At 63.5% G+C, this 12,300-nt stretch carries 10 protein-coding genes; 6 read left to right on the forward strand and 4 right to left on the reverse strand.

The features are described from left to right. Nucleotides 1-23: 23 nt before the first annotated feature. The gene (locus B5V03_RS13690; protein ID WP_129270815.1) at nt 24-1,025 is read right to left on the reverse strand and encodes an NADP-dependent oxidoreductase; all 1,002 of its coding nucleotides are present in this window, start codon (nt 1,023-1,025) and stop codon (nt 24-26) included. A gap of 210 nt (nt 1,026-1,235) precedes the next feature. On the opposite strand from B5V03_RS13690, the gene B5V03_RS13695 reads away from it, so the two are divergent. Continuing rightward, nucleotides 1,236-2,531: a dicarboxylate/amino acid:cation symporter gene (locus B5V03_RS13695; protein WP_129270816.1), complete on the forward strand. Its 1,296-nt coding sequence runs from the start codon at nt 1,236-1,238 to the stop codon at nt 2,529-2,531. Nucleotides 2,532-2,543: 12 nt separating this feature from the next. Continuing rightward, entirely contained in the window at nt 2,544-3,464 is a 921-nt protein-coding gene (locus tag B5V03_RS13700; RefSeq protein ID WP_129270817.1) for an amino acid ABC transporter substrate-binding protein, read from the forward strand. A gap of 186 nt (nt 3,465-3,650) precedes the next feature. Here B5V03_RS13700 and B5V03_RS13705 read toward each other — a convergent pair whose 3' ends face one another. Then, nucleotides 3,651-4,454, reverse strand: coding sequence for an ATP-grasp domain-containing protein (locus B5V03_RS13705; protein ID WP_129270818.1), 804 nt, complete (start codon nt 4,452-4,454; stop codon nt 3,651-3,653). Between the two features lie 373 nt (nt 4,455-4,827). Here B5V03_RS13705 and B5V03_RS13710 point away from each other — a divergent pair, with 373 nt between their 5' ends. The 4 genes from B5V03_RS13710 to B5V03_RS13725 all read left to right on the forward strand — a co-directional run bounded on the left by B5V03_RS13710 (nt 4,828) and on the right by B5V03_RS13725 (nt 8,859). After that, the gene (locus B5V03_RS13710) at nt 4,828-5,601 is read left to right on the forward strand and encodes a ferredoxin--NADP reductase (protein WP_129270819.1); all 774 of its coding nucleotides are present in this window, start codon (nt 4,828-4,830) and stop codon (nt 5,599-5,601) included. Nucleotides 5,602-5,758: 157 nt separating this feature from the next. Beyond that, the gene (locus B5V03_RS13715) at nt 5,759-6,673 is read left to right on the forward strand and encodes a patatin-like phospholipase family protein (protein WP_349643390.1); all 915 of its coding nucleotides are present in this window, start codon (nt 5,759-5,761) and stop codon (nt 6,671-6,673) included. Nucleotides 6,674-6,889: 216 nt separating this feature from the next. Then, nucleotides 6,890-8,515, forward strand: coding sequence for an FMN-binding glutamate synthase family protein (locus B5V03_RS13720; RefSeq protein ID WP_129270820.1), 1,626 nt, complete (start codon nt 6,890-6,892; stop codon nt 8,513-8,515). 104 nt (nt 8,516-8,619) lie between these two features. Further along, on the forward strand, nt 8,620-8,859 hold the full coding sequence (locus B5V03_RS13725; protein ID WP_129270821.1) for a PilZ domain-containing protein: 240 nt from the start codon (nt 8,620-8,622) through the stop codon (nt 8,857-8,859). 43 nt (nt 8,860-8,902) lie between these two features. Here B5V03_RS13725 and B5V03_RS13730 read toward each other — a convergent pair whose 3' ends face one another. Together B5V03_RS13730 and B5V03_RS13735 are read right to left on the reverse strand one after the other, a co-directional pair. Next, entirely contained in the window at nt 8,903-10,198 is a 1,296-nt protein-coding gene (locus B5V03_RS13730; RefSeq protein WP_129270822.1) for a hemolysin family protein, read from the reverse strand. A 124-nt stretch (nt 10,199-10,322) separates the two neighbouring features. Beyond that, nucleotides 10,323-12,293, reverse strand: coding sequence for a carbohydrate porin (locus tag B5V03_RS13735; RefSeq protein ID WP_129270823.1), 1,971 nt, complete (start codon nt 12,291-12,293; stop codon nt 10,323-10,325). Between the last annotated feature and the right edge of the window lie 7 nt (nt 12,294-12,300).

Raw genomic sequence — 12,300 nt, forward strand, 5'->3', positions numbered from 1 at the left:
GTAATTGCGACGTAACTACGTCGTCAAAGTCTGATCATCCGCTTGCCGCGGTTCTCGCCGGCGAGCAATCCGATCAGCGCCTGCGGCGTGTTCTGCAATCCATCGATGATGTCCTCCTGCACTTTCAACTTTCCAGACTTCACCCAGCCTTGCAGGTCGGCGAGTGCGCGCGCACTGTCCTTCATGTAGTCCATCACGATGAAGCCCTGCATCACGAGCCGCTTCACTACGATCAGGCCGGGCACGCCGCGTGGACCATGTGCGGAGGGGGCGCCGTCATATTGCGAGATCGCACCGCAGCAGGCGATACGGCCGTAATTGTTCATCTGCGGCAGGCAGGCTTCCAGAATGTCGCCGCCGACATTGTCGAAATAGACGTCGATGCCTTTGGGTGCTGCAGCGCGCAACGCCTTGAACACCGCGCCGTCCTTGTAATCGACGGCGGCATCGAAGCCGAGCTCGGAGGTCAGCCAGTTGCACTTGTCGGCGCCGCCGGCGATGCCGATGACGCGGCATCCCTTGATCTTGGCGATCTGCCCGACGATCGAGCCAACCGAGCCCGCAGCCGCCGAGACCACGACCGTCTCGCCCTCCTTGGGCTTGCCGATCTCCAGCAGCCCGAAATAGGCGGTGAGGCCGGCGATGCCGAACACGCTGAGCAGATGCGTCATTGGCTCGAGCTTCGGCATCTTCGTGAGATGCTTCGCCGGCACCGCGGCATAGTCCTGCCAGCCGGTGTCGCCGAACACGATGTCGCCGGGCGCCAGCCCCGGCGCGCTTGAACTCACGACCTCGGCGATGGCGCCGCCGGCCATCACGCTGTTGGCTTCGACGGCCGAACGATAGGTCGCGCCGTGCATCCAGGCCCGGTTGGCGGCGTCGAGCGAGATGTAACGCACGCGCAGCAAGGCCTCGCCGTCCTTCGGCTCCGGCATCGCCGCCTCGATCATCCTGAAATGTTCAGGGCCGAGCTTGCCGCTGGGTTTTTCCACCAGAAGAATCTGACGATTGCTGCTGCTGCTCATGATGTTTCCCTCCGTTTATTTGACGATTATTGATGCAGCTGCCGCAAACAAAACGTGCAAGCCGCATTCGTTGTGCGCTGCATGAAGGCTAGATCGCGGGCGCTGGTTTCGCAACGGGAACATCCGCCCCAGGCGGCCACCCGCCAAGCGTGTTGCGTCGTCGTCATATCTGCGACATCATGAAGCGGCCGGTGGTGTGGGGGTGTTTCGATGTCGAACAGGTTTACGCAATACATTCTGGCCGCGATGGTGCTCGGCATCGTCATGGGCTCCGCGATCTACAACTTCCTGCCCGATACGCGCGGAGACTGGGCTTCCTCCATCAACCTGGTCGCCGTGATCTTCCTGCGCCTGATCAAGATGATCATCGCGCCTCTGGTGTTCGCGACCCTGGTCGGCGGCATCGCGCATATGGGCTCGGGCTCCAAGCTCGGCCGCATCTTCGCCAAGACCATGGGCTGGTTCATCAGCGCCTCCTTCGTCTCGCTGCTGCTCGGCCTCGTGATGGTGAACCTGCTCCAGCCCGGCGCGAACTTCCCGGGCACGCTGCCCGCGGCGGGGCAGTCGACCGGCCTGCCGGTCTCGGCCTTCTCGATCGAGAAATTCCTGACCCATCTGATCCCGACCTCGATCGCGGACGCGATGGCGCAGAATGAGATTTTGCAGATCGTGATCTTCGCCGTGTTCTTCTCGGTGGCGATGGGCTCGATGCCCGAGCGCTCCAAGCCGATTCTGGCGCTGATCGACGACATCGGCCACATCATGCTGAAGGTGACGAGCTATGTGATGCTGTTCGCGCCGATCGCGGTGTGGGCGGCCATCACGGCGACGGTTGCCAAGAACGGCCTGCTGGTGCTCTGGAAGCTGATCGTCTTCATGGGCGGCTTCTATCTCTCCCTCATGATCCTGTGGGGCATCCTGGTGGTCGTGGGCTTCATCGTGATCGGGCCGCGCTACAGCCATCTGCTGAAGCTGGTCCGCGAGCCGCTGATGATCGCGTTCTCGACCGCGAGCTCGGAAGCGGCCTATCCGAAGACGCTGGAGGCGCTCAACCGCTTCGGCGCGTCGTCGCGGATCTCGAGCTTCGTGCTGCCGCTCGGCTATTCCTTCAATCTCGACGGCACGATGATGTACTGCACCTTCGCGGCCGTCTTCATCGCGCAGAGTTATCACATTGACATGCCGCTCGGCACGCAGCTCGCGATGCTGGCGACGTTGATGATCACCTCGAAGGGCGTCGCCGGCGTGCCGCGCGCCTCCCTCGTCGTGATCGCCTCGACGCTGTCGCAGTTCGGCATCCCCGAGGCGGGGCTGCTGATGATCATGGGCATCGACACCTTCCTCGACATGGGCCGCAGCGCCACCAACGTGATCGGCAACACGCTGGCGACCTCGGTCGTGGCGAAGTGGGAAGGCGAACTCGGGCCCGAGCACGAGCTCGGAACGGGCGACGCCGTGCCCGGCGACATGATCCCCGGCGAAGTGCCCGCAATGGCCGGCCATTGATCGGAGTGCAACATGCGCCTTTCAACGGCGATTTCGGGCGGTCTGTTGCTGGCAGTATGTCTGCTGGTAACCGGTGCCTCCGCCCAGACCGGCGGCAGCGAAGGGCTTAGCCCGTCGCTGTCGGCCATCAAGACGGCGCACACCGTGCGGCTCGGCTATCGCGAGAGTTCGCCGCCGTTCTCCTTCCTCGACCAGTCGGGGCGCCCGATCGGGTATAGCCTCGAATTGTGCGAGGCCATCGTCGAGGAGATCGGCGTCGAGGTCGACGATCCCAATCTGAAGATCGATTACGTCAAGGTCACCTCGGACGATCGCATCGACGCGGTACTCCAGAACAAGATCGACCTGGAGTGCGGCTCGACCACGGCCAATGCGGAGCGCGGCAAGCGCGTCGCGTTCTCGCCGCTGATGTTCGTCGCCGGCACCAAGCTGATGGTTCCGAAGGCGTCGAACGTGCAGTCGCTGACCGACCTGAAGGGCAAGACCATCGTGGTGACGAAGGGCACTACCAACGAGCAGGCGATCCAGGCGGCCGACAAGAAGCTCTCGCTGGGGCTGAAGATCGCCGTGGGCGCCGATCACGAGCAGTCGTTCCAGATGCTCGCCGACGGCAAGGCCGATGCGTTCGCGACCGACGACATCCTGCTCTTCGGCCTGATCGCGCGCCACAAAGCGCAGGACAAGTTCCGCGTCACCGGCGATTATTTGTCCTACGATCCCTACGGCATCATGTTCAAGAAGGGCGAGCCGCAACTCGCCGCCGTGGTCGAGCGCACCTTCCGCAAGCTCGGCTCCAACCGCGATCTCGTCCCGCTCTACAACAAATGGTTCACCGCGCGGCTTCCAACCGGCGAGCGGCTCAACGTGCCGATCTCGCTGCAATTGGAAGAAGCGTTCAAGGCGATGGACGATTCGGCCAGCGCGAATAATTAGGAGAGTTTCGTCGAGAGGTTGAGGAGCGGGCTACCAATTCCGTCATCCTGAGGTGCGAGTGGCGCGATGCAAATGCATCGCGCCGGAAGCCTCGAAGGATGAACGGCCCCGACGGTGGCCGTCGCGCTTCGAGCTCGCCGAAGAGGCGAGCACCTCAGGGTGACGGGGATAGGGCAGCGCTCCCGCTCAGCGGGCCTCCCCAAACACCCGATCCAGCGCCGCGTCATACGTGGCCTGCACCAGTTCCGGATGCAGCTTCGCCAGCGCCTCCATCATCACGCCGGAGTTGATCTCGAGTACGCGCCACTGACCATCGACGCGAACGACGTCGATCGACGCAAAGGTGATGCCGATCGCCTTTGCAGCATCCATTGCGAGCTTCACGCAAGCCGTTCGAACCTCGCCGTCCTCCAGCAACACCGGCTTTGCGCCGGCATCGAGATTGTGCCGCCAATCCGTGCCACGCTGCTTGCTGTAGACGACGAGGGCCCCATCATCGAGCAGCACCACACGGACCTCGTCCGCGATTGCGACATAGGGCGAGATCACGAGCCCGGCGCTCATCGAAAAAACCTCGCCAACCGCGTGGTCGAGTTCCGCCTCCGTCGTCACCTTGAACACCGAGCGCCCCGATGTCCCCTCGTTCGGCTTCACCACCACGCCTTGCGGATGGTCGTGAAGCACTTCAAGCATCGCATCCCGCCAGGCGGGGCCGACAACGTTCTTGCCCAGCTTTGGATTGAGGAAGAGGTGATGAGGAATTGAGGGCACGCCCTCCAGCGCCAGCGCCTCTGATGTCGCCGATTTGTCATTGGCGAGGCGATGCGCGATGGCGCTGTTGAGGCCGATGTCATAGCCGAAGGCGAAGTGCCGCTGATCGCCCCGGCGCATCGCGATCAGCCAGCCACTGGCGCGGGCATCGACCGCAATGCCACGCGCCGCGCAATAGCGCCTGATCGCCTGAACGAAGATCCGCTCGCCGCCTGCCATGTGTTGTCTTCATTCCTGTCGCCAGAAGCCGCGAAAATGCGGGAAACGGCGCCAAACCGGGGTGAAATCAGAGCTATTCTTAATGAAATTCTCGCGAGCACGACGGAAATTAAGTGCTGCGATGGCGTCTCCCAGGGAAAAGAAATTGCCCTCAGGGCAGGCCGGACAGCAGATCCGTTAATGATGCGGCCGTTTCCTGCGCAAATGCCGGTTTGATCGGCATCAATTGCATCCGAAACGAGGTTGATTATTGGTCTCAATGGCGTAGATCACACACGCGAAATCCTCCGCCATGGCAATGGTGTCCGCCCGGTTTTCAGGGCCGGGCAACGCTTTTGCCCTAAAACCGCAACTATTCGGAATATCGAAAATCATGAGCGCGTTTTACCGAGAGAAGGTTCTGTCCGTCCAGCACTGGACCGACACGCTGTTCAGCTTCCGCGCCACGCGCGATACCGGCTTCCGCTTCCAGAACGGCCAGTTCGCGATGATCGGCCTCGAGATCGACGGCCGTCCGCTGCTGCGCGCCTACAGCATGGCGAGCGCCAACCACGAGGAAGAGCTCGAGTTCTTCTCGATCAAGGTTCAGGACGGCCCGCTGACCTCGCGCCTCCAGAAGATCAAGGAAGGCGACACCATCCTGGTCGGCCGCAAGGCGACCGGCACGCTGATCACCGACAACCTCATCCCTGGCAAGCGGCTGATGCTGCTCTCGACCGGCACCGGCCTTGCGCCGTTCGCCAGCCTGATCAAGGACCCCGAGGTCTATGATCAGTACGAGAGCATCGTGCTGGTTCACGGCTGCCGCCAGGTCTCCGAGCTGGCCTATGGCGAGAAGCTCGTCGCGGCCTTGCGCGAGGACGAACTGTTCGGTGAGCTGCTCGCGGACAAGCTGGTGTACTATCCGACCGTGACCCGCGAGCCGTTCCGCAACCGCGGCCGCATCACCGACCTCATCAGCTCCGAGCAGATGTTCAACGACATCGGGCAGGGCCCGCTCAACATCGAGACCGACCGCATCATGATGTGCGGCAGCCCGGCGATGCTGGAAGAGCTGAAGGTGATGTTCGAAAGCCGCGACTTTATCGAGGGAAGCGGCAACAAGCCCGGTCACTTCGTGATCGAGAAGGCGTTCGTCGAGCGCTAAGCGGCGATCGGCATTGAGCGCGGCGCGCTAACCACAAAACAGCTATCGTCCCGGACAAGCGAAGCGCAGATCCGGGACCTCACCATCCTCCCCCGACTTTGTTATTGGCTCTGCTCGCGCGCGCGTTGCTATATGCTCGTGCCAAAATCTCGCCGCGATGTTGCAATGCGAGAGCTGGGGAGCCGCGCAAATCTTGTCCGCGATCGACCATGGCCGTCCACCGAAACCGACTGCCTTCGTGCTGGCGGGTGGCGGCAGCTTCGGCGCGATCCAGGTCGGGATGATGCATTCGCTGGCGCGGCACGGGGTCGTCGCCGACCTCGTGGTCGGCTCCAGCGTCGGCGCGATCAACGGCGCCTATTTCGCCGGCGATCCCTCGCTCAAGGGCGTGCTCGGGCTCGAAGCAGTCTGGCGCGGCCTGAAACGTCATGATGTCTTCCCGGTGACTTGGAAGGGCCTCGCCGGATTCATGTGGCGGCGGGATTTCCTGATTTCCCATGGCGGCATCCGCAAGCTGGTCGAGGACCATATACCCTATCGCTACCTTGAGGATGCCGCGCTGCCGGTGCACATCGTCACCACCGATTTCGTCTCCGGCGAGAGCGTCGTGTTGTCGGAGGGGTCGACTGTGGACGCGATCCTGGCATCCACCGCGATCCCGGGTGCCTTCTCGCCGGTCCATCACCGCAATCGTTACCTCGCCGACGGTGCGCTCTCCTCGAACACACCGGTCCGGGTCGCGATCCAGAAAGGCGCAAGACGGCTGGTCGTGCTGCCGACCGGGCACGCCTGTGCGCTGAAAGATCCGCCGATTGGCGCCGTCGCCAATGCCCTGCATGCGCTGACGCTGCTGATCGCGCGGCAATTGGTGGCGGAGCTCGAAGGCCTTGGGTCCGACATCGAATATGTCGTGGTGCCGCCGCTCTGTCCGCTGGTGGGATCACCTTACGATTTCTCGCGCACGGATGACCATATCGAGCGTGCAGTCGCGAGTACCGATGCCTGGCTGGCGCAAGGGGGCCTTGAGCAGCACGGCGTGATCCCGCACGAGGCGCAGCCGCATGGTCACTGATTTGTCATTTCATTTGAATCTATTGCACTGCAAAAGCGTTCCCCGAGGCGATTGATTTGCAGCATCCGGATTCGGTAGCCTCAAGCCAGCCCCGCGTCATATCCATGGACGTGGTGCGGGCGTATTATACCCCGTCAATCTGACGAGAGGGACGCGGTCGTGGCCAACGTGAACAAGATGCACAATCGACCCAGGGGCCCCCTCGAAGAGGGGATCATGGAAACCCTGCTGCTTCCATTCTCGCCGCGCTTCATCGTGCTGACGATCTGCGCGGTGGTCACTGCGCTGCTGATCGGCATCGGCATCGCCGACCGCAAGATCTTCGACATCCTGCTGATCCCGATCGTGATCTTCGGGGCCCTGACGTTGCTCGGCGTCCGCGATCTCATGCAGAAGGGTCACGCGGTCCTGCGCAACTACCCGATCTCGGCGCATATGCGCTTCCTGCTCGAAGAGATACGCCCGGAGATGCGGCAGTATTTCTTCGAGAGCGAGAAGGACGGCATGCCGTTCTCGCGCGACACCCGTTCGCTGGTCTATCAGCGCGCCAAGATGCAGCTCGACAAGCGGCCGTTCGGCACCCAGGAGGACGTCTACCGCGAGGGCTACGAGTGGATGCATCACTCGGTCTCGCCGAAGACGCATGCCGAGGAGAAATTCCGCATCACCATCGGGGGTCCCGACTGCAAGCAGCCGTATTCGGCCTCGGTGTTCAACATCTCCGCGATGAGCTTCGGTGCGCTCAGCCCGAATGCGGTGCGCGCGCTCAATGCCGGCGCCAAGAAGGGTAGCTTCGCGCATGACACCGGCGAGGGCGGCTTCAGCCCCTATCACGCCGAGATGGGCGGCGACATCATCTGGGAGATCGGCTCCGGCTATTTCGGCTGCCGCCACCTCGACGGCACCTTCGATCCTGAAGCCTTCGCGCGCGTCGCGAGCCAGGACCAGATCAAGATGGTCGAGCTCAAGATCAGCCAGGGCGCCAAGCCCGGCCATGGCGGCGTGCTGCCGGCCGCAAAAGTCTCGGAGGAGATTTCAAAGATCCGCGGCGTTGCCATGGGCGAGGATTGCATCTCGCCGGCCTCGCACCGCGCCTTTTCGACGCCTGTTGGCATGATGCAGTTCATCGCCGAAATGCGAAGGCTCTCCGGGGGCAAACCGGCCGGCTTCAAGCTGTGCATCGGCCATCCCTGGGAATTTCTGGCGATCTGCAAGGCGATGCTGGAGACCGGCATCTATCCGGATTTCATCGTCGTCGACGGCAACGAAGGCGGCACCGGCGCCGCGCCGCTGGAGTTCATGGATCATCTGGGCATGCCGATGCGCGAGGGCGTCAATTTCGTCCACAACGCGCTGGTCGGCATCAACGCGCGCGACCGCATCAAGATCGGCGCCTCCGGCAAGATCGCCACCGCCTTCGACATGGCGCGGGCGATGGCGATCGGCGCCGACTATTGCAACTCGGCGCGCGGCTTCATGTTCTCGCTCGGCTGCATCCAGTCGCTGAGCTGTCACACCGACCGCTGTCCGACCGGCGTCGCGACGCAGGATCCGACCCGGGCGCGCGCGCTCTACGTGCCGCTCAAGATCGACCGCGTGCACAATTATCACCATGCCACGCTGCACTCGCTGACCGAGCTGATCGCCGCGGCCGGCCTCGAACATCCCCAGCAGCTGCGCCCGATCCACTTCACCCAGCGGACCTCGACGACCGACGTGAGGTCCTTCGCCCAGCTCTATCCAGCGCTGCGCCCCGGCGAGCTCCTCGAAGGCACGGAGGACCCGCGGTTCCGCGACGCCTGGCGGATGGCGCAGACCGGGACGTTCCAGCCGGCGATGTAGACGATCCACCGCATAATACCGACCGGTGTCACGGCAGTCTGAATTCGCGGGGGAGTGTGTGGAGGCTTTAAGGTCTGGGTCAGCTTTGGGTGTACATTGGCCCCATGGACGAGCGACGCGATAAAGCCAGGCACCGCGTGCTGAAGGCCGGAACCATCGAGTTCGGCGGCGGCGCGATCTCCTGCACCGTCCGCAATTTCTCCGACACAGGTGCTGCCCTCGACGTCACCAGCCCGGTCGGCATCCCCGAACACTTCACCCTGTTCATCCAGGCCGACGGGAAGCATCTCGCTTGCACGGTGGTCTGGCGCAAGGAAAAGCGGATCGGGGTGAGGTTCGGGTGAGGATGTAGGTGCACCTTCTCCCAAAAGGGAGCAGGGAAGCATCTCACCCCGTCTCGACCTCACTCAGCCGGCTCGCCAGAATCTTGTCGATCCTGCGTCCGTCGAGATCGACCACCTCGACGTGCCAGCCGGCGAAGTCGAAGGCATCGCCGACATTGGGCAGCACGCTGAACTGTTGCAGCACCAGGCCCGCCACCGTGTTGTAGCGGTGCGGCGGCAGCTGGATGCCGAGCAGCTCGCCGAACTCGTCGACCGGCATCCAGCCGGAGACCAGAAGTGAATCGTCGGGGCGCCTGACATAGGCCGGCTCCGGTGGTCCCTCCTCGGAATGGAAGGCGCCGACGATCGATTCCAGAATGTCAGCCGTCGTCACCATGCCTTCGAAGGCACCGTATTCGTCGTAGACCAGACCGACGTGAACCGGCGCGGCTTTCAGGATGGCCAGCACATCGCGCGCATCCGCCGATGCCGGGATGCCGGGCGCCTCGCGCACCAGCGGGCGCAAATCCGGCGCGCGTTCGCTCATATAGGCGATCAGCAAATCCTTGGCCTGGAGCACGCCGATCGGCTTGTCGCGATCACCGTCCGAGACCGGAAAGCGCGAATGCGGGCTCTTGACGATGATCTCGTGAATGGCCTCCGGCGTATCGCTCAGGTCGATCTCGTTGACCTCGGTGCGCGGCGTCATGATCGCGCCGACCGGCCGATCGCCGAGTCGCATCACGCCGGCGATCATCTCCTTTTCGCCCGACTCGAGCACGCCCGCGTTCTCGGCTTCGCTGACGAGGTGGTGGATCTCGTCCTCAGAGACCTTCTCCTCGGACTTTCCGCCATGGCCGAGCAGCGTGAGGATCAGCCTGCCGGAGAGATCGAGCAGGAAGACCAGCGGCAGCGAAACCTTCGCCAGCATGTGCATCGCCGGCGCAACCCTCACCGCGATGCTCTCGGGGTCGCGCAGTGCGACCTGTTTCGGCACCAGCTCGCCGACGATCAGCGTCGCATAGGTGATCAGCGTGACCACGAGGCCGACGCCGACGATGTCGGCGATTCCCGCGGACAGGCCGAGCTCGACCAGCCATTGCGTCAGCCGCTGTCCGAGTGTCGCGCCGGAGAACGCGCCCGAGAGCACCCCGACCAGCGTGATGCCGATCTGCACTGTCGAGAGGAATTTGCCGGGATCGGCGGCCAGCGTCAGCGCCCGCTCCGCACCGCGCACGCCCTTGGCGGCGAGCAGCGAGAGCCGGGCCGGGCGCGAGGAGACCACGGCCAGCTCGGACATGGACAACAGGCCGTTGATGACGATCAGGACGACGACGATGATGATTTCGACGGACAACATTTTGCGCAATGGAGAAGGATATCGAGCCCGGCGGACGCCGGGCCGAACCCTTTATATATGAACTCCGTAGGCAATATGCGCGGTTCCGACCCAAATTGTCGCACCGCATCCGTAGTTGGGCCGCTCAGAACTCGCCGTGCAGCCGTCCCGAGAATACTGAGACCGGCCCTCTGTCAGCGTTGTAGGCGGGATTTACGATGAGCTGGTAATCGGCGGTGAGGGTGAGGTTCTTGTTCAGCGCGTAGGCGTAGTAAGTCTCGAGGATCCGCTCCTTGCGGTAGTTGAGCGCGCCGTCGCCGATGAGAACGCCGAGGCCGCCGGCGGCCAGGAAGTCGCGGTAATCCTGCGAGATGGCATTGACCGCGCCGCCGATGCCGACGACGTCGTCGGGCCGGCCCCATTTCGTGCCCTTGATCGACAATCCGCCCGACAGGCTGCGGTTGATGTCGGTGAAGGCGAGCGTTTCGCTCTTGCCGTCGTTCCAGCTCCAGCGGCCGAACAGCCCGACATCATCGGTGATCGCCTGCTCGAGATTGACGACATAGCCGACCTTGATGCGGCCGCGCCGGGTCTGCGCGATGTCGAGATTGAGTGCAGGATTGTCCAGCGTCTCGCGGAAGCTGCCCATGTTGGCACTGTCGAGCCAGCCCATGGTCCTGAGCTTGCCGGGTTGGCCGAACAGCGAGAAGCGCGTCTCGAGCTCGACCACGTACTGGCCGCGCTCCCCGACCTTGGTGTCGAAATGATTCGCGTTGGGCTCCGTGACCATCAGGAAATAGCCGCCGCGCAGCGCCCATTGCTTCTGATTGAGCTCGGCGGTGACGCCGTAGGTGAGGCCGACCTTGTCGGCGGAATAGTCGAAGGCACCCGGCGCCCACAGCGACCAGTTCATGAAGTCCTTGCGAGTGTCCTTGGCGTAGGCATTGCCGTCGAACACGTCGATCACTGCGAACTTGCCGGCCTGCATCGTGAGGCGGGACACGTCGACCTTCTGCCCGAGCTGCAACTGGCCGCTGGCGAGCTCTTCCTGCTCGCCGCCGAAGCCGAAGGTCTGGCGCACGAACAGGCGCGACGTGTTGTAGTGCGGGTAGGGGAAGTTCGACTTCTGCGCTTCTCCGTTGGGGAAGCCGGCTGCGCCGACCGTGTCGTTCAGTCCAAACCCCTGGAGCAGCTCTGGATTGTAATAGACCTCGCCGCCGTCCCACAGCTTCGCGTTCAGGAACAGGCTGTTGCTCCAGGTCGCCTTGGCCTGCCTCGATGGCGAGAGCGAGTTCGGCCCGCTGTAGAGCGCGGGGAACGACGGATAGCCTTGCGGCAGATACGTGCTCTGGCCGTGGATCTCCCAGCGATCCGATTCAGTGTCGATCAGCGAGCTCTTCGGGTTGTAGCTCGGCATGCCCGGCCAATCGACCTTGCGGTTGAGGCCGAGCCTCACCTGCTGGAAGTCGAGCGACGAGGAGCTGTATTGGGCACCCGTCGAGAAGGCGACGTTGGCCCCGTCGAAGCGGCTGTAGAGATATTCGAGCCGCGCGCTCCAATGCGGCGCGAAGCCGTATTCGACGCCGGCGCCCGCGATCCAGCCGGGCCGCGTGTTCAGGATTTTCGGGACGGCTTCGCCGGAGGCCGGCGCGTCGAAATAGCGCTCGCCCATCCATGCAAAGCCGCCGGTGGCATAGACCAGCCACGAACCGCTGGCGTAGCCGACGCGGCCGCGCAGGCTCGCGGCGTAGTCCCATTGCTGCGTGACCGTGTTGGCCGGCGTCGCGTGGAACGAGACGATCGAATTCGATGTGATGTAGTTCGGAAACGTGAAATCGCCTTCGACGCCGACGAGCCAGCCGGAGTTGAGTCGGTAATTGTAGCCGGCCTGCACGCCGCCGATCATGCCGCTGAAGACGCCATTGCCGCTGATCGCGAGGCCGTCGTTCAGTGCAGAGTGCGACGAGCCGAGCCCATAGCCGGCGTGGGCACCGATATAGAGACCGGTCCAGTCGTACACCGCTTTCAGGGCCGGCGCCTTCAGCGGCAGATCGGCCGCGAGGCCGGTAGCGGGAAAAGCCAGCGCGCCCGAGGCAATCGCCGCGGCCGTCCGCAAATACCTG

The sequence above is a fragment of the Bradyrhizobium betae genome, assembly GCF_004123905.1.
In the GTDB taxonomy this organism is placed as follows: domain Bacteria; phylum Pseudomonadota; class Alphaproteobacteria; order Rhizobiales; family Xanthobacteraceae; genus Bradyrhizobium; species Bradyrhizobium betae_A.

Coding starts and splice junctions, on each gene's coding strand:
- B5V03_RS13730 (WP_129270822.1), bottom strand. CDS start 10,198: ATGTTGTCCGTCGAAATCATCATCGTCGTCGTCCTGATCGTCATCAAC.
- B5V03_RS13690 (WP_129270815.1), bottom strand. CDS start 1,025: ATGAGCAGCAGCAGCAATCGTCAGATTCTTCTGGTGGAAAAACCCAGC.
- B5V03_RS13710 (WP_129270819.1), top strand. CDS start 4,828: ATGAGCGCGTTTTACCGAGAGAAGGTTCTGTCCGTCCAGCACTGGACC.
- B5V03_RS13705 (WP_129270818.1), bottom strand. CDS start 4,454: ATGGCAGGCGGCGAGCGGATCTTCGTTCAGGCGATCAGGCGCTATTGC.
- B5V03_RS13725 (WP_129270821.1), top strand. CDS start 8,620: ATGGACGAGCGACGCGATAAAGCCAGGCACCGCGTGCTGAAGGCCGGA.
- B5V03_RS13715 (WP_349643390.1), top strand. CDS start 5,759: ATGTTGCAATGCGAGAGCTGGGGAGCCGCGCAAATCTTGTCCGCGATC.
- B5V03_RS13695 (WP_129270816.1), top strand. CDS start 1,236: ATGTCGAACAGGTTTACGCAATACATTCTGGCCGCGATGGTGCTCGGC.
- B5V03_RS13720 (WP_129270820.1), top strand. CDS start 6,890: ATGGAAACCCTGCTGCTTCCATTCTCGCCGCGCTTCATCGTGCTGACG.
- B5V03_RS13700 (WP_129270817.1), top strand. CDS start 2,544: ATGCGCCTTTCAACGGCGATTTCGGGCGGTCTGTTGCTGGCAGTATGT.